At 62.8% G+C, this 24,331-nt stretch carries 23 protein-coding genes; 9 read left to right on the forward strand and 14 right to left on the reverse strand.

All coding sequences use genetic code 11. The annotated features are described in order from the left end of the window. Positions 1-33: 33 nt before the first annotated feature. From NMA58_RS28485 to NMA58_RS28520, 8 genes are all read right to left on the reverse strand, one after another. On the reverse strand, positions 34-489 hold the full coding sequence (locus NMA58_RS28485; protein WP_434714457.1) for a PTS sugar transporter subunit IIA: 456 nt from the start codon (positions 487-489) through the stop codon (positions 34-36). 41 nt (positions 490-530) lie between these two features. Then, the gene (locus NMA58_RS28490) at positions 531-1,223 is read right to left on the reverse strand and encodes a response regulator (RefSeq protein WP_434714459.1); all 693 of its coding nucleotides are present in this window, start codon (positions 1,221-1,223) and stop codon (positions 531-533) included. Next, entirely contained in the window at positions 1,220-3,928 is a 2,709-nt protein-coding gene (locus NMA58_RS28495; protein ID WP_434714460.1) for a DUF4118 domain-containing protein, read from the reverse strand. The genes NMA58_RS28490 and NMA58_RS28495 overlap by 4 nt, the downstream gene beginning before the upstream one ends. 317 nt (positions 3,929-4,245) lie before the next feature. Beyond that, positions 4,246-4,815 (reverse strand): potassium-transporting ATPase subunit KdpC, encoded by a 570-nt coding sequence (gene kdpC, locus NMA58_RS28500; RefSeq protein WP_434714461.1) that lies wholly within the window; start codon positions 4,813-4,815, stop codon positions 4,246-4,248. Between the two features lie 21 nt (positions 4,816-4,836). After that, positions 4,837-6,894: a potassium-transporting ATPase subunit KdpB gene (gene kdpB / locus NMA58_RS28505; protein WP_434714462.1), complete on the reverse strand. Its 2,058-nt coding sequence runs from the start codon at positions 6,892-6,894 to the stop codon at positions 4,837-4,839. A gap of 64 nt (positions 6,895-6,958) precedes the next feature. Continuing rightward, positions 6,959-8,662, reverse strand: a complete 1,704-nt coding sequence (kdpA, locus tag NMA58_RS28510; RefSeq protein WP_434714463.1) for a potassium-transporting ATPase subunit KdpA — start codon at positions 8,660-8,662, stop codon at positions 6,959-6,961. Between the two features lie 64 nt (positions 8,663-8,726). After that, positions 8,727-8,816, reverse strand: a complete 90-nt coding sequence (locus tag NMA58_RS28515; protein ID WP_003547774.1) for a K(+)-transporting ATPase subunit F — start codon at positions 8,814-8,816, stop codon at positions 8,727-8,729. Between the two features lie 327 nt (positions 8,817-9,143). Further along, positions 9,144-9,506 carry a copper resistance CopC family protein gene (locus NMA58_RS28520; RefSeq protein ID WP_085781067.1) on the reverse strand — a complete coding sequence of 121 codons (363 nt, stop codon included), beginning with the start codon at positions 9,504-9,506 and terminating at the stop codon, positions 9,144-9,146. A gap of 494 nt (positions 9,507-10,000) precedes the next feature. Between NMA58_RS28520 and NMA58_RS28525 the strand changes: the two genes are divergently transcribed. Further along, positions 10,001-11,044, forward strand: coding sequence for an NAD(P)-dependent alcohol dehydrogenase (locus tag NMA58_RS28525; RefSeq protein WP_434714467.1), 1,044 nt, complete (start codon positions 10,001-10,003; stop codon positions 11,042-11,044). A gap of 14 nt (positions 11,045-11,058) precedes the next feature. Here NMA58_RS28525 and NMA58_RS28530 read toward each other — a convergent pair whose 3' ends face one another. The 4 genes from NMA58_RS28530 to NMA58_RS28545 form a co-directional block, all read right to left on the reverse strand. Beyond that, positions 11,059-11,628 (reverse strand): DedA family protein, encoded by a 570-nt coding sequence (locus NMA58_RS28530; RefSeq protein ID WP_097600830.1) that lies wholly within the window; start codon positions 11,626-11,628, stop codon positions 11,059-11,061. A gap of 12 nt (positions 11,629-11,640) precedes the next feature. Further along, complete coding sequence (locus tag NMA58_RS28535; RefSeq protein ID WP_434714469.1) at positions 11,641-13,002, reverse strand: FAD-containing oxidoreductase; 1,362 nt, start codon at positions 13,000-13,002, stop codon at positions 11,641-11,643. Beyond that, a complete protein-coding gene (locus NMA58_RS28540; protein ID WP_434714470.1) occupies positions 12,999-13,460 on the reverse strand; it encodes a DUF4126 family protein in 462 nt (153 codons plus the stop codon). Before NMA58_RS28540 ends, NMA58_RS28535 begins: the two co-directional genes overlap by 4 nt. Positions 13,461-13,557: 97 nt before the next feature. After that, positions 13,558-14,745: an acyl-CoA dehydrogenase gene (locus tag NMA58_RS28545; RefSeq protein ID WP_434714471.1), complete on the reverse strand. Its 1,188-nt coding sequence runs from the start codon at positions 14,743-14,745 to the stop codon at positions 13,558-13,560. A gap of 168 nt (positions 14,746-14,913) precedes the next feature. Here NMA58_RS28545 and NMA58_RS28550 point away from each other — a divergent pair, with 168 nt between their 5' ends. After that, entirely contained in the window at positions 14,914-15,252 is a 339-nt protein-coding gene (locus NMA58_RS28550; RefSeq protein ID WP_097600895.1) for a cupin domain-containing protein, read from the forward strand. Here NMA58_RS28550 and NMA58_RS28555 read toward each other — a convergent pair whose 3' ends face one another. Further along, the gene (locus tag NMA58_RS28555) at positions 15,253-16,200 is read right to left on the reverse strand and encodes a LysR family transcriptional regulator (RefSeq protein WP_430958833.1); all 948 of its coding nucleotides are present in this window, start codon (positions 16,198-16,200) and stop codon (positions 15,253-15,255) included. It lies immediately after the preceding gene. Positions 16,201-16,375: 175 nt separating this feature from the next. Between NMA58_RS28555 and NMA58_RS28560 the strand changes: the two genes are divergently transcribed. From NMA58_RS28560 to mmsB, 7 genes are all read left to right on the forward strand, one after another. After that, positions 16,376-17,581 carry an ABC transporter substrate-binding protein gene (locus NMA58_RS28560; RefSeq protein ID WP_430958834.1) on the forward strand — a complete coding sequence of 402 codons (1,206 nt, stop codon included), beginning with the start codon at positions 16,376-16,378 and terminating at the stop codon, positions 17,579-17,581. Positions 17,582-17,586: 5 nt separating this feature from the next. Beyond that, positions 17,587-18,369 carry an ABC transporter ATP-binding protein gene (locus NMA58_RS28565; protein ID WP_434714474.1) on the forward strand — a complete coding sequence of 261 codons (783 nt, stop codon included), beginning with the start codon at positions 17,587-17,589 and terminating at the stop codon, positions 18,367-18,369. Continuing rightward, entirely contained in the window at positions 18,369-19,070 is a 702-nt protein-coding gene (locus NMA58_RS28570) for an ABC transporter ATP-binding protein (RefSeq protein ID WP_434714475.1), read from the forward strand. The genes NMA58_RS28565 and NMA58_RS28570 overlap by 1 nt, the downstream gene beginning before the upstream one ends. Positions 19,071-19,074: 4 nt before the next feature. Then, the gene (locus NMA58_RS28575) at positions 19,075-19,962 is read left to right on the forward strand and encodes a branched-chain amino acid ABC transporter permease (protein ID WP_430958837.1); all 888 of its coding nucleotides are present in this window, start codon (positions 19,075-19,077) and stop codon (positions 19,960-19,962) included. A gap of 1 nt (position 19,963) precedes the next feature. Further along, positions 19,964-20,953 carry a branched-chain amino acid ABC transporter permease gene (locus NMA58_RS28580; protein WP_434714476.1) on the forward strand — a complete coding sequence of 330 codons (990 nt, stop codon included), beginning with the start codon at positions 19,964-19,966 and terminating at the stop codon, positions 20,951-20,953. A 76-nt stretch (positions 20,954-21,029) separates the two neighbouring features. Further along, complete coding sequence (locus tag NMA58_RS28585) at positions 21,030-22,625, forward strand: GMC family oxidoreductase (RefSeq protein WP_434714477.1); 1,596 nt, start codon at positions 21,030-21,032, stop codon at positions 22,623-22,625. Between the two features lie 9 nt (positions 22,626-22,634). Next, the gene (mmsB, locus tag NMA58_RS28590) at positions 22,635-23,516 is read left to right on the forward strand and encodes a 3-hydroxyisobutyrate dehydrogenase (RefSeq protein ID WP_434714478.1); all 882 of its coding nucleotides are present in this window, start codon (positions 22,635-22,637) and stop codon (positions 23,514-23,516) included. A 9-nt stretch (positions 23,517-23,525) separates the two neighbouring features. Here the strand turns inward: mmsB and NMA58_RS28595 are convergent, their stop codons facing one another. Then, positions 23,526-24,305, reverse strand: coding sequence for an ABC transporter ATP-binding protein (locus NMA58_RS28595; RefSeq protein ID WP_434714479.1), 780 nt, complete (start codon positions 24,303-24,305; stop codon positions 23,526-23,528). Positions 24,306-24,331: the final 26 nt, after the last annotated feature.

The raw sequence follows: 24,331 nt of genomic DNA on the forward strand, positions 1-24,331 counted from the left end.
ACGAGCGGGCGCGGCCTTCGGGCCGCGCCTTTTTCATACCCGGGAATCAGCAATGAAATCGGAATAGAATTCGTCCACCGTCCTTGCCTTGCGCATGGCGGCAAGCACGCCATCCGATTGCAGCCGCCGGGCGATGGCCGACAGCACGTTCAGATATTCGCCGCGATTGTTCTCCCCGAAGATGAGCACGAAGGCGATGTCCGTCAGGATATCGTCGATCGCTTCGAAATCCAGCGGCGGCGCGAAACGAATGAGAAGGCCGCGCGGGCTGGTCATGCCGTCGATGGCGGCATGGGGGATGGCTATACCGTTGCCGATTCCGGTGGAGCCGAGCTTCTCACGCGCTTCGAGCGCCTTCAGGATGGTCTGGCTGTCGACGGAAAAGGCCTTGGCTGCCTTGTCCGCTATGATATGCAGCGCGCGCCACTTTGTCGGTGCCGACATGCCGATGAAGGTGTGTTCGGGCCGGATGATGTTGGGAAGATACATGTCATTCTCGATACTGTTCAGGCGGCGGGTGGGAGAGCAGGTCAGTCCGGTTCCCTGAGCCGATAGCCGACGCCGGTTTCGGTGGTGATATAGTGTGGCTGGTCGGGGCTCTGCTCGATCTTCTGCCTGAGCTGCCTGATATAGACGCGCAGATATTGCACGTCAGCCGCCGGCCCCCATACCTGCTTCAAAAGAAACTGGTGTGTCAGCACCTTGCCGGCATGCTGGGCGAGCACGCGCAAGATGTCATATTCCTTAGGCGACAATTTCATTTCCTCGCCGTCGACCTTGACGATGCGCTTGACGAGGTCGACCGACAGCCCGCCGGTCTGGAAGATCGCCTTTTCGCCCTGCTGCTGCAAGCGATGGCGCAGCGCCACGCGGATGCGGGCGCCAAGTTCGTTGATGCCGAAGGGCTTGGTGACATAATCGTCGGCGCCGCTTTCCAGCGCCTTGACGATGCCGGCCTCGTCGGTGCGGCTGGAGAGGATGACGACGGGTATGGACAGGCCTTCGTCGCGCCACTCCTGCAAGAGGTCATGGCCAGGCGTGTCGGGCAGGCCGAGATCGAGCAGGATGAGATCGGGCCTGCCGTCGGCAACCGATTGGCGGCCGTTTGCCGCATTCGGCGCCTCCTGCACCTCGTAGCCCTGCGCGGTCAGGCCGACGCGAAGAAGCTTGCGGATTGGGGGCTCGTCGTCGACGACGAGGATCTTGACGGCTGAACCGGTCATCTGAGTTCATCCAGTTTCGGTATGTCGTTGGGTTTTGGCAGGCGGATGGTGAAGACGGCGCCCGGGCGGCCCTTTCGGTTGGCGGCGGTGATCGTGCCGCCCATCGCCTCGACGAAACCGCGACAGATGGAAAGGCCGAGGCCGGTGCCGGCACGCACCTGATCGCCCTTGCGCACGCGATAGAAGGTGTCGAAGACGCGGGTAAGGTCGGCGGGTGGAATGCCTGGGCCTTCGTCCGAGACCTGCAGGACGACGTTGTCGGCATCGGCCCAGCCCTCAATATGGACCACCGATCCCTCGGGCGCATATTTCGCGGCATTGTCGAGGAGGTTGAAGATCACCTGCTCGAACAGGACAGGATCGACGCGCACCATCGGCAGGTCGGCGGGAATGCTCGTCTCGGTCTTGTGGCGCTCGAGGATCTTTGCTGCGCGGCGCAGCGCGCTGCCGACGATATCGCCGGCATAATGCAGCGCAAAATTCGGCTCCATCGCACCGGATTCGATCTTAGTCATGTCGAGCAGGTTGGCGATGAAACGATTGAGGCGCTCGGATTCGTCGACGACGGTGGAAAGCAGATCGGCGCGGTCCTCCTCCGGCATGGAGGCGAAATAGTCGCGCAGCGTGCCGGCGGCGCCGAGGATAGCCGCAAGCGGCGTTTTCAGATCATGCGAAATCGAGGTGAGCAGGGCCGAACGCAGCCTGTCGGCTTCGGCCGCAAGCCTTGCCCGGTCGACATCGGCGACGAGCTGGACGCGTTCGATCGCAAGAGCCGCCTGATCGGCCAGCGCATCGAGCAGCCGCTGCTGCTCCGGCGTCAGCAGCGGCCCGTCGCGGCGGTCGCTGTCGAGGCCGATGACGCCGACGGCGGTGCGCCCGGTCCTCAGCGGCACATAGAGCCGCTTGGCGCCGGGCAGGGTATCGGCGCCGCGGCCGGCGGCGTGATTGTGCTCCCAGGCCCAGCGGGCGGCGGCGATATCGGCATCGTCGAGCGTGTCGTCGGGCGGATAACCGGCCTTGACGGCGATGGTGCCCTCTTCCGGCAAGAGCAGCACGACACGGACCTTCAGCATGGAGGCGAGCTGGAAGGCGGTCGCCCAGAGCACGTCGTCGAGCGTACCGGTGCCGGCGAGCTTCTTTGAGAAAAGATAGAGATCTTCCGTCGTGCGGGCCCGCTGCCTGGCGGCGGCCGCCTGCCGCTGCACGGTCGCGGTCAGATTGCTGGCGATGATGGCGACGCCGAGGAAGAAGAACAGGGCCAGCACGCTTTCCGGATCGCTGATCGTCAGCGTATAGCGCGGCGGCAGGAAGAAGAAGTTGAAGGACAGCGCGCCGAGAATGCAGCTGTAGAGCGCCGGCCGTAACCCATGCAGCACGGCAGAGGTCAGCACCGCCATCAGGAACACGAGGGCAAGGTTACGCACGTCGAGCACCTGATCGAGCACGATGCTGACGCCAAGCGCGATGACAACATAGATGGTCGCCAGCAGATAGGCTCTGAAATCGAATTCAGGGGCCGTGGCCGCCGCCCGGATGCCGCGCGCGGTGGTGCCGTCCTTCTCATTGCCGGAAATGACATGGACGCTGATCTCGCCGGTCTTGCGGATCAGTTCGTCGGTGATTGAACGGCTCCACCAGTCGCGCCATGTCGCCATCTTGGGGGCGCCGATGACGATGTGGGTGACATTGTTTGCTGTGGCGTGACGGACGAGCTCTTCGGCGACCTCGCGGCCCGGAATCGTGATCGCCTCGCCGCCGAGCTGTTCGGCAAGACGCAGCGTTGCGGCAACAGTGTCGCGCTCGGCTTCGGTCAGATTGACCGAACGGCTGGTCTCGACATAGACGGCGGCCCAGGGCGCACGCAGGCGCGAGGCCATACGAGCTGCATATCGCACCAGCGAGGCGCAGCGCGGGTGATGGTCAATCGAGACGAGGATACGTTCGCCCGCCGCCCAAGGGCCGGAGATCGCGTGAGCCTGCATATGGGTGAGCAACTGATCGTCGACGCGCTGGGCGGTTTTGCGTAGCGCAAGTTCTCTCAGCGCCGTCAGGTTGCCCGGGGTGAAATAGTTTGCCAATGCCCGCTCGGCGGTGCGGGGCACATAGACCTTGCCGTCATGCAGGCGCTTGATCAGATCGTCCGGCGTCAGATCGATGATCTCGACGTCGTCGGCAAGGTCGATGATCGAATCCGGCACCGTCTCGCGCACACGGATGCGGGTGATCTGCGAGACGACGTCGTTCAGGCTTTCGACATGCTGGATGTTGAGCGTCGTGTAGACGTCGATGCCACGGTCGAGCAATTCCTTGACGTCGAGGTAGCGCTTCGGGTGCCGGCTGCCCTCGACATTGGTATGGGCGAGTTCATCGACCAGCACGAGATCGGGCCGGCGGGCGAGGATACCGTCGAGGTCCATTTCTTCGAGCGGCCGCCCCTTATAGTCGATTTTGACACGGGGAATGATCTCGAAACCGGCGAGCAGCGCCTCGGTCTCCTTGCGCCCGTGAGTCTCGACGACGCCGATGACGACGTCGAGGTCGTCGGCGAGTTTGGCACGACCGGAGACCAGCATTTCATAGGTCTTGCCGACACCTGGGGCGGCGCCCAGAAAGATCTTCAGACGGCCGCGCATCTCCGCCCGGGCTTTTTCGAGAAGCGCATCGGGCGAGGGCCTGCCGGCCTGGTCGCGGTTGTCGTCTGGCATGCGTGTTGTCTTTCTGCGAATGGCGGCAATCGAGGTTCAGCTGGCGGATGGCATTCCCGATGTTTACGCGGCGAGATCAGCCCCTCATCCGGCTGCCGCCACCTTCTCCCCGTAAACGGGGCGAAGGGGACGCGCCGCGACCTCTCCGTCCCTCGCCTAGCTCTCGCTTGGCACGTCCCCTCTCCCCGTCAGAACGGGGAGAGGGTTAGGGTGAGGGGCAGCCGTTAGCGCCAACCGGACATCAGTGAGTCAAGCCCGAGGATGGCGGAGAGTGGGGTTGGCCTTGTCGCCAAACCACAGCATCTAACCTGCCAAACTCACTCAGTCATAGAAGCATCAAGGCTCTGGTTCAACGCCAGAACATTGACGGTAGGTTCTCCCAAAATGCCGAGCTCGCGGTCGTGGACGGCGCCGTCGACCAGCGCCTTGACCTTGGTCTCATCAAGGCCCCGCGCCTTGGCGACGCGCGGCACCTGGAAATAGGCGGCCTCGGGCGAAATATCGGGATCGAGGCCGCTGCCGGACGCGGTGACGAGGTCGGCCGGCACCTCGGCGTTCGGGTTTGCCGCCTCGGCCGCTTCATAGTCGCCCTTCACCCGGTCGATCAGCTTCTGGCTGGTCGGGCCGAGATTCGAGCCGCTGGAGGCGGCGGCATTGTAGCCGTCGCCGGCGGCCGAGGGACGACCGTGGAAATACTTGTCGCTGGTGAAGGCTTGGCCGATCAGCCTCGAGCCGATCACCTGACCGTTCTTCTCGATCAGGCTGCCATTCGCCTGGGTCGGGAAGAGCGCCTGGGTCGCCCCCGTCATGGCGAGCGGATAAAGCAGGCCCGTGATGGCTGTAGTGGCAACGATCATAACGACGGCCGGGCGAAGTTCTTTCAACATTGTTCTTAGCTCCTAGAGATGTCAGGCGAGACGGAGGGCCGCGACGGCCATGTCGATCGCCTTGATGCCGATGAAGGGAACCACAATGCCGCCGAGGCCGTAGATCAGCAGGTTGCGTGACAGAAGCGCGCCAGCGCCGATCGGACGGTAACGCACACCCTTCAGCGACAGCGGGATCAGCGCGATGATGATCAACGCGTTGAAGATGATCGCCGAAAGGATGGCGCTCTGCGGAGTCGAAAGCCCCATGATGTTGAGGATGCCGAGCTGCGGGTAGAAGGTCAGGAACATCGCCGGGATGATGGCGAAATACTTGGCGATGTCGTTGGCGATCGAGAAGGTCGTCAGCGCGCCGCGTGTCATCAACAGTTGCTTGCCGATTTCGACGATCTCGATGAGCTTCGTCGGGTCGGAGTCGAGATCGACCATGTTGCCGGCCTCGCGGGCGGCGACGGTGCCGGTGTTCATGGCAACGCCGACGTCGGCCTGGGCCAGCGCCGGGGCATCGTTGGTTCCGTCGCCGCACATGGCGACGAGCTTGCCCTTGGCCTGTTCCTCGCGCATCAGCGCCAGCTTCATCTCGGGTGTTGCCTGGGCAAGGAAGTCGTCGACGCCGGCTTCGGCGGCGATGGCCGCTGCTGTCAGCGGATTGTCGCCTGTTATCATGACGGTGCGGATGCCCATGCGGCGAAGCTCGGTGAAGCGTTCGCGGATGCCGCCCTTGACGATGTCCTTCAGCTGGATGATCCCGAGCAACCTGCCGTCGCGAGCAACGGCGAGCGGCGTGCCGCCTGACTTGGCGACCTCGTCTGATATCGACTGCAGCTCGCGCATAACCTCGTTGCCGTTCTTCGAGGGGGCGTCGCCTTTGACATAGGCGAGCACCGTATCGACCGCGCCTTTGCGGATCGAAGCGCCTTCGAGATCGACGCCGCTCATGCGGGTCTGGGCGGTGAAAGGCACGAAGCTGGCCTTGAGACTCGCCATGTCGCGGCCGCGGATCGCATATTTCTCCTTGGCGAGCACGACGATCGAACGGCCTTCCGGCGTTTCGTCGGCAAGCGAGGCGAGTTGCGCGGCATCAGCGAGCTCCTGCTCGGAAACGCCGCGCACCGGGTGGAAGGCCGTCGCCTGGCGATTGCCGAGTGTGATCGTGCCGGTCTTATCGAGTAGCAGCGTGTCGACGTCGCCGGCCGCTTCCACGGCACGGCCGGACATGGCAAGCACGTTGAAGCGGACGAGCCGGTCCATGCCGGCAATGCCGATCGCCGACAAGAGCGCACCGATCGTCGTCGGGATCAGGGTGACGAAGAGCGCGACGAGCACGATGATCGGGATCGAGCCGCCGGCATAGATGGCAAAGCTCGGGATCGTCCCCGTCGCCAGCACGAAGATCAGCGTCATGCCGGCGAGCAGGATGTTGAGCGCGATCTCGTTCGGCGTCTTCTGGCGCTGCGCGCCTTCGACAAGCGAAATCATCCGGTCGAGGAAGGTGGAGCCGGCCGCCGCTGTGATGCGCACGCGGATCCAGTCGGAGAGCACCTGCGTGCCGCCTGTCACCGCCGAACGGTCGCCGCCGGATTCGCGGATGACCGGAGCGGATTCACCTGTGATCGCCGCTTCGTTGACGGAGGCGACCCCTTCGATGACTTCGCCGTCCGAAGGGATGATGTCGCCGGCTTCGACCAGCACGATATCGCCGACCTTGAGGCTGGTGCCCGGCACCATGCGGTAGCCGCCGCCGTTGGCTATCAGCAGCTTGGCCTGGGTTTCGGTGCGCGCCTTGCGGAGCGAAACCGCCTGCGCCTTGCCGCGGCCTTCGGCGACGGCCTCGGCGAAATTGGCAAAGAGCACGGTGAACCAGAGCCAGAGGTTGATCTGGAACGAGAAGCCGAGATTGCCGTTGCCCGCCACGAGATCGCGCAGGAAGATGACGGTGGTCAGCACCGAAACAGTGGCCACGACAAACATGACGGGATTTCTGGCAAGGGCGCGTGGGTCGAGCTTCCTGAAGGCGGCGCCGACGGCCGGAATAAGGATACGAGAATCGATGATGCTCGCGGATTTTGCCTGGCTCATAAGAGACTCCAGCTTTGAAACGAGGACGACGAGGAAACCTGGGGATGTGGGCTACGGCATCGCCTCAGAAGGTCTGTCCGGCGATCGCGACGAGGTGTTCGACGATTGGACCGAGGGCCAGCGCCGGGAAGAAGGTCAGGCCGCCGACGATCAGAATCGTGCCGATCAGCAGGCCGACGAAGAGCGGACCGTCGGTCGGAAAGGTGCCTGCCGAGGCCGGAACTGTCTTCTTGGCGGTGAGCGAACCGGCAATGGCGAGCGCCGGGATGATGACCAGGAACCGGCCGGCAAGCATGCCGATGCCGAGTGTCACATTGTACCAGGGCGTGTTGCCTGTAAGACCGCCGAAGGCCGAACCGTTGTTGGCCGCCGCCGAGGTGTAGGCATAGAGGATCTCGGAGAAGCCGTGCGGTCCGGGAGTGCCGACCGAGGCGACAGCGGAGGGCAGCACCGTTGCTATGGCGGTAAAAACAAGCATGGCGAGCGGCAGGCTGAGGATGGCGAGAACGGCCATCTTCATTTCTTTCGCCTCGATCTTCTTGCCGAGATATTCCGGCGTACGCCCGACCATCAGCCCGGCGACGAAGACGGCGACGATGATGAACAGCAGGATGCCGTAGAAGCCGGCGCCGACACCGCCGACAATGATTTCGCCGAGCTGCATGTTGATCAGCGGAATGAGGCCGCCGAGCGCGGTGAAGCTGCCATGCATGGCGTTGACGGCGCCACAGGAGGCGGCGGTGGTGATGACGGCGAAGAGCGAGGACAGCGCGACGCCGAAGCGGACTTCTTTCCCCTCCATATTGCCGCCGGCGAGGCCAAAGCCATGCATCAGCGGATTGCCGGCCGCTTCGGCCCAATAGGTGATGCCGACGCCGACGACGAACAGCGCGCCCATCGAGGCCAGAATCGCCCAGCCCTGGCGCTGGTTGCCAACCATGCGGCCGAAGACGTTGGTCAGAGCCGCACCGATCGCGAAGATCGAAACCATCTGGATGAGGTTGGAAATCGCATCGGGATTTTCGAACGGATGGGCCGAATTGGCGTTGAAGAAGCCGCCGCCATTGGTGCCGAGCATCTTGATGGCGAGCTGCGAGGCGACCGGGCCGAGGGCGATCGTCTGCTTGCCGCCTTCGAGAGTCGTCGCGTCGACATAGGGCCCGAGCGTCTGCGGTACGCCGAGATAGACGAAGACGAGCGTCAGCACGATGCAGATCGGCAGCAGGATGTAGAGCGTGCCGCGGATCATATCGACCCAGAAATTGCCGATCGCCTTGCCAGACGCCCGTGCGAAGGCACGGATGAAGGCGACGGCGATGGCCATGCCGGTGGCGGCGGACAGGAAATTCTGCACCGTGAAGCCGGCCATCTGCGTCAGATACGACATGGTGCTTTCGCCGCCGTAGTTCTGCCAGTTGGTATTGGTGGGAAAGCTGACGGCGGTGTTGAAGGAAAGGTCGGGCGGAACAGCGGCCATGCCGGCCGGATTATAGGGCAGAACGCCCTGCAGGCGCATCAACGCGTAGAGGAGGAGGACGCCGAGAAGGTTGAACATCAGCATCGCCAAGGCATAGGAGGTCCAATGCTGCTCCTCGCCTTCGCCGGTGCCGGCCATACGGTAAAGTCCGCGTTCGATCGGGACGAGGACGGGCGAGAGGAACGTTCGCTCGCCGTTATAGACGCGCGTCATGTAGCCGCCGAGCGGTTTGACGAGCAAAAGGACGATCCCGCAATAGAGCAGGATCTGAAGCCATCCGTTGAGGGTCATGGAGCTAAAACTTTCAATACCCGGCTGGTTCTCGGTCGCGCAGCGCGGCCTCGCAAGCGCCGGTTCAGAAGCGTTCTGGGCGTAAGAGAGCGTAGGTGAGGTAAACGGTGAGAAACACGGTTACGGCGCCGCTCAGGACATAATCGAGGGTCATCGTCGCTTCTCCTTAGAGCTTGTCGCAGGCTGCGACATAGGCAAAGCACAGCGCGAAGAATAGGATCGCTGTGCCGAGCAGAATGGTATCCATCATGATTGTGACTCATGTTGTTCTTGTTGGAGTCAGACAAGACAAAGGGCCGCCGCCGTAGGAGACTGCCTTTTATGCTTTGTGGCGTGGAGCGGATCCTTCGATCTCTCGGGCACCAATATGGAGCCGGAGCGCATAAAGGTTCGAGACGGCCGAAACCGCATCAATATAAAAATCTTATAAATGCTTTCAGGCCGCTGCAGCGGAAACGAGAGCAGGGCGCGATCTTGAAATTCAAGGGTCGACCCGGAACTGGTAGCGGCCTTCGGCGCTGCGGCCGTCCATCGAGAGGACGCGCCAGTCGAGGGTATAGAGGCCGGGCGCCATTGCGGGATCGAGAGGGATCTTGAATATGGATCCTTCGGGGCCGGAGAGGAACGGCTTGCCGAGGGGGAGCGCCCTGCCTTGGGCATCGAGCAAGGTGGCGGTCGAGCGGGCAAGATCGACGGGACCGCTGAAGGTAAGCTCGACATTGGCCGGCACGAGCTCTTCTTCCTGCTGCTGCGAGGGCAGTGATGCTTGTTCGAGGGCCGCGGCCGCCTGGTTGCCGGCGAAAAGAAGGGATGCGAACAGGCAGAATGACACGACCGACTTCATGATGGCCTTCCTATATTGCCGAGCCATTGGCGCCGGGAGCCGTCATGCTCCCGCCACGCCGTGCGGGTGCATGCTCTTAACGCTGCCGGGGGCGATTTCGATCCCGCGTCCGCAGAATGACGCGCATTGGCTGCCCCGGGTTGTCTCTGCGAAGGGCGGCGTTCAAATCGGCCACCAGTCTGCGCCAGAATTTTCGAAGCGGTCTAAGCATCCTCTGGGAAAGCCGGCTTCCGCCGACATTGTCGTTATCATGCTTCATCACTTGTCGCCTTCCCGCCTTGCCGTGGCTCACGAGTAAGACTGTACCGCGCGCTGTGCTCTTCCGGAATCATACGGAGGTTTATCAGCGCTTATCTTTCGGGCTACGCACATGAGCATTTCGTCGCGTGATGGGCAAAAGCTTACTCAGGCGGTTGAATCGGAGCGCCCTGCGGTCTTATAGTCGCCTCAACGGCACCTCTGAATCTTCGGGGCCAAAGGGAAGGAAACCAACAATGACCAAAGTCCGTGCGCTGGTGCTGGAGCGCCAGCATGAGCTTGCGTTGCGCGATATCGATCTGCCGCTGGAGACAGGGCCAGGGCAGGTGAGAATCAAGATTCATACTGTCGGCGTCTGCGGTTCGGACGTTCATTATTACACCCACGGCAAGATCGGCCCATTCGTCGTCAACGCGCCGATGGTGCTCGGCCATGAGGCGGCCGGCACGGTGGTCGAGGTCGGGGCCGGTGTGACACATCTGAAAATCGGCGACCGTGTCTGCATGGAGCCCGGCATTCCCGATGCGAACTCGAAGGCGAGCAGGCTCGGCATGTACAATATCGATCCTGCCGTCAGCTTCTGGGCGACACCGCCAATCCATGGCGTACTGACGCCCGAAGTGGTGCATCCGGCCAATTATACTTTCAAGCTGCCCGACAATGTCAGCTTCGCGGAAGGCGCGATGGTTGAACCCTTTGCCGTCGGCATGCAGGCGGCAGCCAAGGCGAAGATTGCGCCCGGCGATACTGCCGTCGTGCTCGGCGCCGGGCCGATCGGCACGATGGTCGCGATTGCCGCTCTTGCCGGCGGCTGCGCTCGCGCGATCGTTGCCGATCTCGCCCAGCCGAAGCTCGATATATCCGCGCAATATCAGGGTGTCATCCCGGTCAACATCCGCGAGAAGAACCTGGCCGAAGAGGTCGGTCGGCTGACCGACGGCTGGGGTGCGGATGTCGTCTTCGAATGCTCCGGGTCGCCGAAGGCCTGGGAGACGATCGTGGCGCTGCCGCGCCCGGGCGGTGTCATCGTCGCCGTCGGCCTGCCGGTGAACCCGATCGGCTTCGACGTCTCGATGGCCTCCACCAAGGAAATCCGCATCGAAACGGTGTTCCGCTATGCTCACCAATATGAGCGGTCGATCGCATTGCTCGGTTCGGGCCGGGTCGATCTGAAGCCGCTGATCTCCGAGACGTTCAAGTTCGAAGATTCGGTCAAGGCATTCGACCGCGCCGTCGAGGCCCGGCCGAGCGACGTGAAGCTGCAGATCGTTATGGAATAGGCGCCGCAGCGCCTTTACGGATGCCTGCCGCTTGGTTTCATCCTGCGAAAGAGTAGAGCCGCGGCTGCGACGACAGCGGCGGCTGCGACGGCGATCAGCAGATGCCGGTGCAGGGGAAGGTGGCCCAGTATCTGCTGGATGCCGTTGCCGAACAGATAACCGAGTGCTGTGAAGAGCTGCCCCCACACCAGAGCGGCTACCGCATTCAGGATGACGAATTTACCGGTCGTTATCCGCGTCGTGCCAATGACGATTGGGCTGATCGTGCGCAAGCCGACGAGAAAACGGAACGCCAGGATGAAGCCGGTCTGATATTTTTCCAGCAGCCGTGTCGCACGGGCGAGCGCGGGTCGTTCCATCAGCCGGCGGACGGGAGCCCATTGCCCAGCATAGCGGCCGGCGAAGAACCAGAACTGATCGCCGGCGAAGGAGCCTGCGACGGCCGCCAGCGACGCCGACCAATAGGACAGCAGCCCCCGGTGGGAAATCACGCCACCGAGAAAAGCCGCCGTTTCGCCCTCGAAGGCGGCGCCCAGAAAGATCGCCAGCAGCCCATAATTTTCGATCAGGAGTTCGATGGACACGCGTTCCTGGCCTTAAACCGGCTTCAAATCCCCAAGCAGTGTCGGAATCAGCTCCGACACTGTCGGATGGATCGGCACCGACCATTTCAGTGCGGGATAGGTGGTTCCGGCATTCATCGCATCGATCAGGCCGTGGATCACCTCGTCGCCTTCGATGCCGAGGATCGCCGCGCCGAGGATCTCTTTGGTCTCGGCATCGGCAATCACCTTCATGAAGCCCTTGGTCTCGCCGCGTTCATTGGCGCGGCCGACGCGGCTCATCGGCCGGGTCGAGACCATGATCCTGCGGCCGGAGGCGCGCGCCTGCTTCTCCGTCATGCCGACCCGGCCGAGCGGAGGGTCGATGTAGAGCGCATAGGCCGGGATGCGGCTTGAGACCTTGCGGTCGTCGCCATCGAGGAGGTTGGCGGCGGCGATCTCGAAATCATTGTAGGAGGTATGGGTGAAGGCGCCGCGACCATTGCAATCGCCGAGCGCAAAGATACCTTCGACATTGGTGGCAAGCTTGTCGTCGACGGTGATGTAGCCGCGCTTATCCGTCGCCACGCCGGCGGCATCGAGGCCGAGGTCGTCGGTATTCGGTTGGCGGCCGGTGGCGATCAGAACATGGCTTGCATCGATCTTCGCCGCGCCGGCGACAACGCTCACTCCGCTGCCGTTTCGGGCAAAGGCGATATCGCCGGCATCGGTATGAACCTCGATGCCTTCGGAGCGCAATATATCGGCGATCGCGTCCGATATATCCTCATCCTCGCGTGAAGCGAGCTTCGGGCCGTGCTCGATGACGCTGACTTCGGCGCCGAAGCGGCGATACATCTGCGCGAATTCCAAGCCGATATAGCTGCCGCCGATCACCGTCAGGTGCCGCGGCAGCGTATCGAGATGGATGATCGACGTGCTGGTGAGGTAATCGATATCGTCGATGCCCGGCAGTTCGGGGATGACGGGCCGCGCGCCGACATTGAGGAAAATGCGCGGCGCCGTCAGCGTCTCGCCGTTGACGCGGATGGTTTTCGCATCCTCGAAACGGGCATGGCCGTAGATCACGCTCATGCCCTCCATGCTGTCAAACCAGCCGATCAGGCCGTTGCGGGCATTCATCGTCACGGTTTCCGCCCGGGCTCTCACCACCTTCATGTCGATAGCGATTTCGCCGGGGATATTGACACCGTAGGCGGCGCCACTTCTTGCGACATGGGCAGCGCGGGCGCTGGCGACCAACGTCTTGGTCGGCATGCAGCCGGCATTGACGCAGGTGCCGCCCAGAAATTTGCGTTCGATCAGCGCTACCTTCATGCCCTTTTCGACCATGCGGGCGGCGAGGAACGGGCCGGCCTGGCCGGCGCCGATAACGATGGCGTCGAAGCTCTTCATGACACGGCTCCCACGATTAATAGAGCGCCGACAACGGCAACGGCATCCTCGATGAGGGCGGCCGGTAGATCCTTGCCGAAGGCGGCGGCAAGCTTGGCGCGCAGGGCGGCGCCGCCATAGGTGCCGATGACGGCGCCGATCACGCCGGCGATCAGCCCGCCGAAAAGCAGGCTGCTGGCTGCGCCGATCGTGGCGCCGGCAAGTGCTCCCGTGACGATGCGGGCGCCGAACTGCATCGGCACCTTGCGCGACGGCGTCGACGGCAGCTGGTCGGTGACGAGTTCAACGACGGCGAGAACGGTGAAAATCCACGGCGTCCACCGGTAGCCCATGAAGGCAAGCGGTGTCTGCGATACGTCGACCCAGCCGAGCGCGGCGCCCCAGGCGACGGCAGCGGGCGCGGTCATGGCGCGAAGGCCCGAGATGACACCGATCAGCAATGCAAGAAGCAGAAACATGCGCGATCCCCTCATTGCCGGCCGTGTGCCGCAGCCAGGGAAGGTCGCACATTGTCGGGCGCGTGGCAATTCGCCAGCGCTGAGCGGCGCCGCTGATTTAGTTCGCGAAGGCGGCGATGCCGGTGATCGCCCGGCCGATGATCAGCGCGTGGATGTCGTGTGTGCCCTCATAGGTGTTGACGACTTCGAGGTTGACGAGATGACGGGCGATGCCGAATTCGTCGGAGATGCCGTTGCCGCCGAGCATGTCGCGGGCCGCGCGCGCCATTTCCAGCGCCTTGCCGCAGCTGTTGCGCTTGAGGATCGAGGTCAGCTCCACCGGCGGATGGCCTTCCTCCTTCATCCGGCCGAGCCGCAGGCAGCCCTGAAGGCCGAGCGCGATTTCCGCCGCCATGTCGGCGAGTTTCTTCTGGATCAACTGGTTGGCGGCGAGCGGCCGGCCGAACTGCTTGCGCTCCAGCGTATATTGCCGGGCTCTCGCATAACAATCTTCGGCCGCACCAAGTGCGCCCCAGGCAATGCCGAAGCGGGCCGAGTTGAGGCAGGTGAACGGCCCCTTGAGGCCGGTGACGCCGGGTAACAGGTTTTCCTCGGGCACAAAAACCCCATCCATCACCACTTCGCCCGTGATCGAGGCGCGCAAGCCAACCTTGCCATGGATGGCGGGCGCCGAAAGCCCTTTCCAGCCCTTTTCGAGGATGAAGCCACGGATGAGGCCGTCCTCGGTTTTTGCCCAGACGACGAAGACATCGGCGATCGGCGCATTCGAGATCCAGGTCTTCGAGCCGGTCAGGCTGTAGCCGCCGTCGACCTTCCTGGCGCGTGTCGCCATCGAGCCGGGGTCGGAGCCATGATCGGGCTCGGTGAGGCCGAAGCAGCCGATCCATTCGCCGGTCGCCAGCTTCGGCAGGTATTTCAGCTTCTGCTCCTCGGAGCCGAAGGTTTCGATCGGCACCATGACCAGCGAGGACTGCACGCTCATCATCGAACGGTAGCCGCTGTCGACCCTTTCGACCTCGCGAGCGATCAGGCCGTAGGCCACATAACCTAAGCCTGCGCCGCCATAATCTGGCGAAATCGTCGGGCCGAGCAGGCCGAGTTCGCCCATTTCGCGGAAGATAGCGGGATCGGTCTTTTCATTGCGAAAGGCGTCGAGAACACGGGGAGTGAGCTTTTGCTGCGCATAGGCATGGGCGGTGTCCTGCACCATGCGCTCCTCGTTAGTCAGCTGCTCCACCAGGCGGAATGGGTCGGCCCAGTCGAAAACCTCGCGCGTATGCTGCATGGCGGCGTCTCCTCATTCAGGCTTGCCTCGCTCAAGGTCGCATAGACCCGCCAGCCGAGCGCGTCAACAACAAGGCGGCCCTATCGAAAAGACAGGGGCCGCCATCTTTTCAAACGCCGCGGTATGATCCACTTTGCCCGCGTTCGATTCTGGAATGAGGAGGCGGAAATGTCGTCAAGCGATCTGTTCGTATCGGCCGAAGGTGCGCAATGGGTCAATCCGGAGCCCGGCGTCACCAGGCGCATCATGACCTATCTGCCCGAGATGATGATGGTGGAAGTGGCGTTCGAAAGCGGCGCCGTGGGTGCAGCCCATTCGCATCCGCACATCCAGGCAAGTTACGTTGCCGAGGGCAGCTTCGAGGTGACGATCGATGGCCGCACTGAACTGCTGCGGCAGGGTGGCAGCTTCATCGTGCCGCCCAATCTCGTCCATGGCGTCAAGGCACTGGAAAAGGGCCGGCTGATCGATACCTTCACGCCGCACCGGGCGGAGTTTCTCAAGTAATCACGTTTCGGATTCTGGTTGGCGCGGGGCGTTGGCGACAAAAGGCGGCACGAAGCGCGCATCTTCGCCGCGCACGGCCTCGCGCAGAAAGTCGATAACGGCCCGCACACGCGGCGCCTGTTTCAGGTCGCGATGGCAGGTAATCCAGTAATGGCGCTTCAGGTCGATCTCCTCGGGCAGCACGCGCACGAGTTCGGGATAACGGCTGGCGAAGAAATAGGGCAGGATGCATAAGCCGAGGCCATTTCGGGTGGCGGTGAGCTGCGCGAAAATGCTGGAGCTCTGGAACTGCGGTTTGATGCGCGGATGCACATCGCTGAGATAATCCAGCCCCGGCGCAAAAATCATTTCCTCGATATAGCTAACGAAGGGATGCTGAAGCAGATCTTCGCGGCTAGTGATATCAGGCGCCTTTGCCAGGTAGTTGCGCGAGCCGTAGATCTGCAGGTGATAGTCGGTCAGCTTTTCAGCGTAATAAGGCCCGCCTTTCGGCTCGTCGAGCACAACGGAAAGATCGGCCTCCTTGCGCGACAGCGACATGATCTGCTGGATTGTCACCAGCTCGAGCGAAAGATGCGGATGCTGGGCGGCAAAGCGCGGCAACACGGTGGCGAAGAAGAAATTGGCAAAGCCCTCGGGCGCGCTGAGGCGCACCAGGCCGCGCTGCGCCATCGAGCCATCGGCAAGGTCGGCGCGCAGCCGCTCGGTCTCCTGCTCCATCCGCTCGGCCGTCTCGATGAAACGCGTGCCCATGGCAGTCAGCACGTAACCGCGCGGATTGCGCTCGAACAGCTTGACCTTGAGGGTAAATTCCAGCCGGTCGATACGTCGCGAAACGGTGGCATGGCTGGAGCGCAATTGCCGGGCCGCCGTCGAGAGCTGTCCGGTACGGGCGACCGCTAGAAAAAACTGAAGATCGTCCCAAGTAAACTGCGGTGGATTGGTCATCGCCGTTCCTATCTGTTCAAAAACGAACAGATACTGTTTGGAATTAGTTGTAAACCACCCGTTGCTTCAATGCGGAATTTCCGTGATCGTAGGCCAAGGATCGGCCGCTCTGAGGAGTGCGGCTGGCCAAATCTGAACAGACCCGCAATCTGGCTCATCTCTGGGAGGAGAGAATATGCGTAAGAATCTCGTTGCATCAGTTGCATTTCTGCTTGCGAGCAGCACAGCGGTGCTCGCGCAGAGCGCGACCGATGGCAAGGTCAAGATCGGCATCCTGAACGACCAATCGGGCGTCTATGCCGACTTCGGCGGCAAGTCTTCCGTCGAGGCCGCCAAGATGGCGGTCGAGGATTTCGGCGGCAAGGTGCTCGGCGTTCCGGTCGAGATCGTCGATGCCGACCACCAGAACAAGCCGGATATCGCCTCCAACATCGCCCGCCAATGGTATGACACCGAGCAGGTGGATGCGATCATGGAACTGACGACCTCCTCGGTGGCGCTTGCGGTGCAGGCGATCGCCAAGGAGAAGAAGAAGATCGACATTGTGACCGGCGCTGCGACGACCGATCTCACCGGCAAGGCCTGTTCGCCCTACGGCTTCCACTGGGCCTATGACACGCATGCGTTGGCCGTCGGCACCGGCGGCGCGCTCGTCAAGCAGGGCGGCGACAGCTGGTTTTTCCTGACCGCCGACTACGCCTTCGGTTACTCGCTGGAGCAGCAGACAACCGACTTTGTGAAGGCGAGCGGCGGCACGGTCGTCGGCGCCGTTCGCCATCCGCTGTCGAGCCAGGACTTCTCCTCCTTCCTGCTGCAGGCGCAATCATCGGGCGCCAAGGTGATCGGTCTTGCCAATGCCGGCCTGGACACTTCGAACGCCATCAAGCAGGCGGCCGAGTTCGGCATCACCCAGGGTGGCCAGCATCTGGCGGCGCTGCTCTTCACACTCGCCGAAGTCCATGGTCTCGGCCTTGAGGCGGCGCAGGGGCTGACGCTGACAGAGGGCTTTTACTGGAACCGCGACGACGAAAGCCGCGCCTTCGCCAAGAAGTTCTTCGACCGCACCGGCAAGATGCCGAACATGGTCCATACCGGCACCTATTCGGCGGTGACGCAGTATCTGAAGGCGGTGCAGAAAGCCGGCACCGACGAGACGGAAGCCGTCGCCAAAGAGCTGCATCAAATGCCTGTTGACGACGTCTTCGGCCGCGGCGGCACGGTTGGCGCCAACGGCCGCATGATTCACGACATGTATCTCCTGCAGGTCAAGAAGCCCGCCGACAGCAAGGAGCCGTGGGACTACTTCAACGTTCTCGCGACCATTCCCGGCAAGGAAGCCTACATTGATCCCGCTAAGAGCGGCTGCGATCTGGTGAAGTGAGCACGATGGCGGTTTCCGCGATTGAAACTCAGGCAAAGCCGCGGGTGGTATTGTCCGCCCGCGGCCTGCGCCGCGATTTCGGCGGCTTCACGGCCGTCAAGAATGTCGATCTCGACGTGCACGACGCAAGCGTGCATGCGCTGATCGGCCCGAACGGCGCCGGCAAGACCACGGTCTTCAACTTGCTGACGAAGTTCCTGCAGCCGACGGCTGGCACCATCACCCTGTTGGACACCGATATCACCGACACGCCGCCCGACAGGGTGGCGCGCATGGGGCTGGTGCGCTCCTTCCAGATCTCGGCGGTCTTCCCGCATCTCTCGGTCCTCGACAATGTGCGCGTGGCGCTGCAGCGGCCGAACCATCTGTCGACGCAATTCTGGCGGCCGCTGTCGGCACTCGACAGGCTGAACGAGCGCGCCGAACAGCTGCTTGCGAGCGTCGGCCTTTCCAAGGAGCGCGACCATTTCGCCGCCGATCTTTCCTATGGCCGCAAGCGCGTGCTGGAGATCGCCACGACGCTGGCGCTGGAGCCGAAAGTGCTGCTTCTCGATGAGCCGATGGCCGGCATGGGGCAAGAGGATGTCGGCGTCGTCTCGGCGATCATCCGCGACGTTGCTCGCGACCGGGCGGTGCTGATGGTCGAGCACAATCTCTCCGTCGTCGCCAATATCTGCCAGCACGTCACCGTGCTTCAGCGCGGCGAGATCCTCGCCGAGGGCGACTATGCCACTGTCAGTCAGGACGAGCGCGTGCGCGTGGCCTATATGGGCACGGAGGAGCACTGATGGCCGCTCTCCTCGAGGTTCAGGGCCTCAACGCCTGGTACGGCGAAAGCCATATATTGCACGGCGTCGACATGCATGTCGGCGAGGGCGAGACGATCACCATTCTCGGCCGCAACGGCGTCGGCAAGACGACGACGCTGCGCACCATCACCGGCATCGTGCGAACCCGCAAGGGAAGGATCAGCTTTGCCGGCAAAGACATGATGCATGTGCCGCTGCACAAGACGGCGCACCGCGGCATCGGCTTCGTGCCGGAGGAGCGCGGTATCTTTTCGACGCTCACCGTTTCGGAAAATCTGCTGCTGCCGCCGGTCGTTGCCAGCGGTGGCATGACGCTCGAGGAGATCTACGAGCTCTTCCCCAATCTCTACGAGCGCCGCGGCAGCCCGGGCACCAAACTATCAGGCGGCGAGCAGCAGATGCTGGCGATCGCGCGTATCCTGCGCACCGGCGTGCGGCTGCTGATCCTCGACGAACCGACGGAAGGGCTTGCTCCCGTCATCGTCCAGCGCATCGGCGAGGTGCTGAAGAAACTCAAGGAGCGCGGCATGACGATCCTGCTCGTCGAGCAGAACTTCCGCTTCGCCAGCCGTATTGCCGATCGCTTCTATCTGATGGATCATGGGCAGATGGTGTCGGAATTCCCGGTTGGCGAACTGCCGCAGCGCATGGATACGCTGCACAAGGTTCTGGGAGTGTGACCAGATGACGATGATCTTCGGCATTCCCCTGCAGGCGCTGCTCGGCCAGCTTCTGATCGGCCTGATCAACGGCTCGTTTTATGCGCTGCTCAGCCTCGGCCTCGCGATCATTTTCGGCCTTCTAAGGGTGATCAACTTCGCCCATGGCGCCCAATATATGCTCGGCGCCTTCGTCGCCTATCTGTTGTTGACTTATGCCGGCATCGGCTACTGGCCGTCGCTGATCCTGGCGCCCGTCATCGTCGGACTTGCCGGCGCGATCATCGAGCGGCTGTTCCTGCGCCGGCTCTACGATCTCGATCCGCTCTACGGCCTGCTTTTCACTTTCGGGCTGGCGCTCGCCGTCGAGGGCACCTTCCGCTATCTCTATGGCTCGTCCGGCCAACCCTATGCGACGCCCCCAGCCCTTGCCGGCGGCGCCAATCTCGGCTTCATGTTCCTGCCGATCTATCGCGGCTGGGTGGTCGTCGTCTCGCTCGTCGCCTGTCTCGGCACATGGCTTCTGATCGAGAAGACCAAACTCGGGGCCTATCTTCGCGCCGCCACCGAAAATTCCGTCCTGGTGCAGGTCTTCGGCGTCAACGTGCCGGTGCTGCTCACGCTCACTTATGCGCTTGGCGCCGGACTTGCAGCCTTTGCGGGCGTGCTGGCCGCACCGATCTACCAGGTCTCGCCGCTGATGGGCTCGAACATGATCATCGTCGTTTTCGCCGTGGTCGTCGTCGGCGGCATGGGATCGATCATGGGCGCGATCATCACCGGTTACGTGCTCGGCATTGCAGAGGGACTGACCAAGGTCTTTTATCCCGAGGCATCCAACATCGTGATCTTCGTCATCATGGCGATCGTGCTTCTCATCAGGCCCGCGGGCCTCTTCGGCCGGGATGCTTGACATGGCTGACATCACCGAAACCATCCGAACGGAAAAAAGCCGAACCGCTCTTTCGGTGCAGGCTGGCTTCCTCCTCGTGGGGCTGCTGCTTCTGCTGCTCGCCCCGTTTTTCTTCTATCCGATCTTCCTGATGAAGCTGCTATGCTTCGCGCTGTTCGCCTGCGCCTTCAACCTGCTGCTCGGCTATACCGGCCTGCTTTCCTTCGGACATGCCACCTTCTTCGGCGGGGCGGCCTATTTTACCGCCTATACGGTAAAGTCATGGGGGCTGCCGCCGGAGCTCGGCATCCTGATCGGTGTCGTTGGGGCTGCCTTGCTCGGCCTCGTCATGGGCTTCTTCGCCATCCGCCGGCAGGGCATCTATTTCGCGATGATCACGCTGGCGCTGTCGCAGATGTTCTTCTTCTTCTGCCTGCAGGCGAAGTTCACCGAGGGCGAAGACGGCATCCAGTCGGTGCCGCGCGGCCATCTCTTCGGCGTCATCGATCTCAACAGCTCGACCAACATGTATTATTTCGTGCTCGCCGTGTTCATTATCGGCGTGCTGATTATCTGGCGTTTCATCAATTCGCCCTTCGGCATGATCCTGAAATCAATCCGCGAAAACGAGCAAAGGGCGATCTCGCTCGGCTATTCGGTTGCGCGCTACAAGCTCGGCGCTTTCGTCATGTCGGCGGCGCTTGCCGGACTGGCGGGCGCGGTGAAATCTATCGTCTTCCAGTTCGCGACGCTCACCGACGTCGCCTGGCAGATGTCGGGCGAGGTGATCCTGATGACGCTGCTCGGCGGCATCGGCACGCTGATCGGCCCGCTCTTCGGTGCGGGTCTGGTGGTGGCGCTGGAAAACTACCTCGCCACCTCGGAATTCCCGGTGACGATCATCACCGGCATCGTCTTCATGGTCTGCGTTCTGATCTTCCGCCGCGGCATCATCGGCGAGTTCTATGCTTCGCGGCTGGGGCGGAGACTAGGCTTCGTCTATCGCCGCTAACGGGCGGCCCTCTCGTCTTTCCGCAGCGCGGGCAGAGGCGGGCGGCCAAGCATCTGGATTTTCATGCAGGGCGCACATGGATCGTTACGACTACATCATCATCGGGGCAGGCAGTGCCGGCTGCGTACTCGCCAACCGGTTATCCGCTGACGGCAGGAGCCGGGTGCTGCTGCTCGAAGCCGGCGGCAGCGACAATTACCACTGGATTCATATTCCCGTCGGTTATCTCTATTGCATCAACAATCCGCGCACCGACTGGTGCTTCACCACGGCGCCGGAAGCGGGGCTGAACGGCCGGGCGCTGAGTTATCCCCGCGGCAAGGTGCTCGGCGGCTGCTCGTCGATCAACGGCATGATCTACATGCGCGGCCAGGCGCGCGATTACGACCTCTGGCGGCAGATGGGCTGCACCGGCTGGGGATGGGACGATGTTCTGCCCTTCTTCCGCAAGTCAGAGGATTTTTACCGCGGCGAAGACGAGATGCATGGGGCTGGCGGCGAATGGCGCATCGAGAAGGCCCGTGTGCGCTGGGCCGTGCTCGATGCCTTTCAGCAGGCGGCCAGGGAAGCCGGAATTCCGGAGACAGAGGATTTCAACCGCGGCAGCAACGAAGGCTCCGGCTATTTTGACGTCAACCAGCGCTCGGGCATCCGCTGGAACACGTCGAAGGCCTTCCTGAGGCCAGCGATGCGGCGCCTCAACCTGACCGTGCTGACCAAGGCACAGGTCCGGCGGCTGTTGGTGGAGGAGGGGGCGGTCGCCGGCGTCGAATTCCAGCACCAGGGCGTGGCGAAGCGCGCCTATGCAGCAAAGGAAACCGTTCTCTCGGCCGGTTCGATCGGCTCGCCGCATATTCTGGAACTGTCGGGCATCGGCAGGGGCGAGGTTCTCAGCCAAGCCGGAGTCGATGTCGTCACCGAGGTGAAGGGTGTCGGCGAGAACCTGCAGGACCATCTGCAACTGCGCCTGGCCTATAAGGTGACGGGTGTGCCGACGCTGAACGAGAAGGCGACCCGGCTGATCGGTAAGGCGGCGATCGGGCTCGAATATCTCGTGCGCCGTTCCGGCCCGATGGCGATGGCGCCGAGCCAGCTCGGCATCTTCACCCGCTCAGGCCCCGACCGGGAAACGCCTGATCTGCAATATCACGTGCAGCCGGTGTCGCTGGAGAAGTTCGGCGATCCGGTCCATCCTTTCCCGGCGATCACCGCCAGCGTCTGCAATCTGAGGCCCGAAAGCCGCGGTTCGGTGCACCTGTCGAGCCCGGATTTCGCCGCCCAGCCGACCATCAGCCCGAAGTACCTCTCGACGCAGCGTGACCGTGACATAGCTGTCCGTTCAATACGGTTGACGCGCAGGATCGTGGCGCAGCCGTCCTTCGCCCGTTTTAGGCCGGAAGAATTCAAGCCCGGGCCGAACTACCAGACGGAGGCCGATCTGGAGCGGGCGGCGGGCGATATCGGCACGACGATCTTTCATCCGGTTGGTACCTGCCGTATGGGCGCCGACCGGGACAGCGTCGTCGATCCCAGGCTGAAACTCAGGGCGCTCGGCAAGCTCAGGATCGCGGACGCCTCGGTGATGCCGTCGATCACCTCGGGCAACACCAATTCGCCGACCATCATGATCGCCGAAAAGGCGGCGGCGATGATCCTTGAAGACAATCGATAGGAGAAGACCATGGCAAAGATTGCATTCATCGGCCTCGGCAATATGGGCGGCCCGATGGCGGCCAATCTCGTCAAGGCAGGCCACGAGGTCCTTGGCTTCGATCTCGCTGCTTCGGTGCTGAAGGCGGCCGAGGCAAGCGGCGTCAAGCCGGCAAGCCATGCCAGCCAAGCGGTCAAGGACGCGGAGATCATCATCACGATGCTGCCGCAGGGCCGGCATGTGCTGACGGCGTGGACCGACATCCTGCAGACCGCTGCGCAGGGCACGCTGGTCATCGATTGCTCCACAATCGATGTGGAAAGCAGCCGCAAGGTGCATGAGATGGCCAAGGCCGCAGGCTGCCTGTCGCTCGACGCGCCCGTCTCCGGCGGTACCGGCGGGGCGGGCGCGGGCACACTGACCTTCATGGCCGGCGGCTCCCCGGAAGCCTTTGCCCGAGCCGAACCGATTCTCGAGGCCATGGGCAAGAAGATCGTCCATTGCGGCGAAGCGGGCGCCGGTCAAGCGGCGAAGATCTGCAACAACATGATCCTCGGCATCTCCATGGTCGGCGTCTGCGAGGCCTTCGTGCTGGCCGAAAAACTCGGCCTCTCGCATCAGGCTTTGTTCGACGTGGCCTCGACCTCATCAGGCCAGTGCTGGTCGATCAATACCTATTGCCCGGTGCCCGGGCCGGTGCCGACCTCGCCCGCCAACAACGGCTACAAGCCGGGTTTCGCCGCGGCGCTGATGCTAAAGGATCTCAAGCTCTCGCAGGAGGCGGCGCTGGCAAGCGGCGCCTCGACGCCGCTCGGCGCGGAGGCAGCGCAGCTTTATTCGCTCTTCGAAAAGCAGGGTAACGGCGGTCGGGATTTCTCCGCCATCATCGAGATGTTCCGCGAAAAGGTGTGAGGCGGCGGCCTATAAGAGATAGCTGACCGGCTCGTTTCGCACCGGATGCGCGAAGACGCCCATGCCGACGCCGAAAATCGAATGCAGCTTCTCGGCCTGCATGATCTCGCCGGGCGTGCCTTCGGCCGTGATCCGGCCGCGGTTCAGTGCGACGATCGCGTCGCAGTAGCGGGCGGCGAGATTGATATCATGCAGCACGATGATGACGGTCAGCCCGCGTTCGTGGCTGAGTTGCTGTACCAGGGAGAGGACGCTGGCCTGATGGGCGAGGTCGAGCGCCGATGTCGGTTCATCGAGCAGCAGGCAGCGGGCATTCTGGGCGAGCATCATGGCAATCCAGGCGCGCTGGCGCTCGCCGCCGGACATGTCGGAAACGAGACGATCGGTGAAGTCCTGAAGCTCGGTGCGGGCGATGGCCTCCTCGACCTTGCTGCGGTCTGTCGCGGTGAAGCGACCGAGTGTGCCGTGCCAGGGAAAACGCCCGAGCGCCACGAGTTCGCGCACGGTCATCCCGTCAGTCGCCGGGGTAAATTGCGGCATATAGGCGACGTGCCGGGCAAATTCCCGGGCGCCCCAGTCCGCCGCCACCTTGCCGCCGAAGGAGATCGCGCCGGATTGCGGCGCGATCTGCCGGGCAATGATCTTCAAAAGCGTACTCTTGCCGGAGCCGTTCGGTCCCACCAAGCCGTAGATACGGCCCTGATCGAGGGTCAGGTCGATGCCATGCAGGATCGGCTTCGGCCCAATGGCATAGGTGATTTGAGACAGGGCAAGGAAAGACGAAGGCATGGTCTGCTCCGGGTTCGGCGCTGCAG

Source organism: Rhizobium sp. YTUHZ045 (genome assembly GCF_051124255.1).
In the GTDB taxonomy this organism is placed as follows: Bacteria; Pseudomonadota; Alphaproteobacteria; order Rhizobiales; family Rhizobiaceae; genus Rhizobium.

Excerpts from the sequence above, each read along its gene's own strand:
- NMA58_RS28485 (WP_434714457.1), bottom strand. The coding sequence starts at position 489 with ATGTATCTTCCCAACATCATCCGGCCCGAACACACCTTCATCGGCATG.
- NMA58_RS28490 (WP_434714459.1), bottom strand. The coding sequence starts at position 1,223 with ATGACCGGTTCAGCCGTCAAGATCCTCGTCGTCGACGACGAGCCCCCA.
- NMA58_RS28495 (WP_434714460.1), bottom strand. The coding sequence starts at position 3,928 with ATGCCAGACGACAACCGCGACCAGGCCGGCAGGCCCTCGCCCGATGCG.
- kdpC (WP_434714461.1), bottom strand. The coding sequence starts at position 4,815 with ATGTTGAAAGAACTTCGCCCGGCCGTCGTTATGATCGTTGCCACTACA.
- kdpB (WP_434714462.1), bottom strand. The coding sequence starts at position 6,894 with ATGAGCCAGGCAAAATCCGCGAGCATCATCGATTCTCGTATCCTTATT.
- kdpA (WP_434714463.1), bottom strand. The coding sequence starts at position 8,662 with ATGACCCTCAACGGATGGCTTCAGATCCTGCTCTATTGCGGGATCGTC.
- NMA58_RS28515 (WP_003547774.1), bottom strand. The coding sequence starts at position 8,816 with ATGACCCTCGATTATGTCCTGAGCGGCGCCGTAACCGTGTTTCTCACC.
- NMA58_RS28520 (WP_085781067.1), bottom strand. The coding sequence starts at position 9,506 with ATGAAGTCGGTCGTGTCATTCTGCCTGTTCGCATCCCTTCTTTTCGCC.
- NMA58_RS28525 (WP_434714467.1), top strand. The coding sequence starts at position 10,001 with ATGACCAAAGTCCGTGCGCTGGTGCTGGAGCGCCAGCATGAGCTTGCG.
- NMA58_RS28535 (WP_434714469.1), bottom strand. The coding sequence starts at position 13,002 with ATGAAGAGCTTCGACGCCATCGTTATCGGCGCCGGCCAGGCCGGCCCG.
- NMA58_RS28540 (WP_434714470.1), bottom strand. The coding sequence starts at position 13,460 with ATGTTTCTGCTTCTTGCATTGCTGATCGGTGTCATCTCGGGCCTTCGC.
- NMA58_RS28545 (WP_434714471.1), bottom strand. The coding sequence starts at position 14,745 with ATGCAGCATACGCGCGAGGTTTTCGACTGGGCCGACCCATTCCGCCTG.
- NMA58_RS28550 (WP_097600895.1), top strand. The coding sequence starts at position 14,914 with ATGTCGTCAAGCGATCTGTTCGTATCGGCCGAAGGTGCGCAATGGGTC.
- NMA58_RS28555 (WP_430958833.1), bottom strand. The coding sequence starts at position 16,200 with ATGACCAATCCACCGCAGTTTACTTGGGACGATCTTCAGTTTTTTCTA.
- NMA58_RS28560 (WP_430958834.1), top strand. The coding sequence starts at position 16,376 with ATGCGTAAGAATCTCGTTGCATCAGTTGCATTTCTGCTTGCGAGCAGC.
- NMA58_RS28565 (WP_434714474.1), top strand. The coding sequence starts at position 17,587 with ATGGCGGTTTCCGCGATTGAAACTCAGGCAAAGCCGCGGGTGGTATTG.
- NMA58_RS28570 (WP_434714475.1), top strand. The coding sequence starts at position 18,369 with ATGGCCGCTCTCCTCGAGGTTCAGGGCCTCAACGCCTGGTACGGCGAA.
- NMA58_RS28575 (WP_430958837.1), top strand. The coding sequence starts at position 19,075 with ATGACGATGATCTTCGGCATTCCCCTGCAGGCGCTGCTCGGCCAGCTT.
- NMA58_RS28580 (WP_434714476.1), top strand. The coding sequence starts at position 19,964 with ATGGCTGACATCACCGAAACCATCCGAACGGAAAAAAGCCGAACCGCT.
- NMA58_RS28585 (WP_434714477.1), top strand. The coding sequence starts at position 21,030 with ATGGATCGTTACGACTACATCATCATCGGGGCAGGCAGTGCCGGCTGC.
- mmsB (WP_434714478.1), top strand. The coding sequence starts at position 22,635 with ATGGCAAAGATTGCATTCATCGGCCTCGGCAATATGGGCGGCCCGATG.
- NMA58_RS28595 (WP_434714479.1), bottom strand. The coding sequence starts at position 24,305 with ATGCCTTCGTCTTTCCTTGCCCTGTCTCAAATCACCTATGCCATTGGG.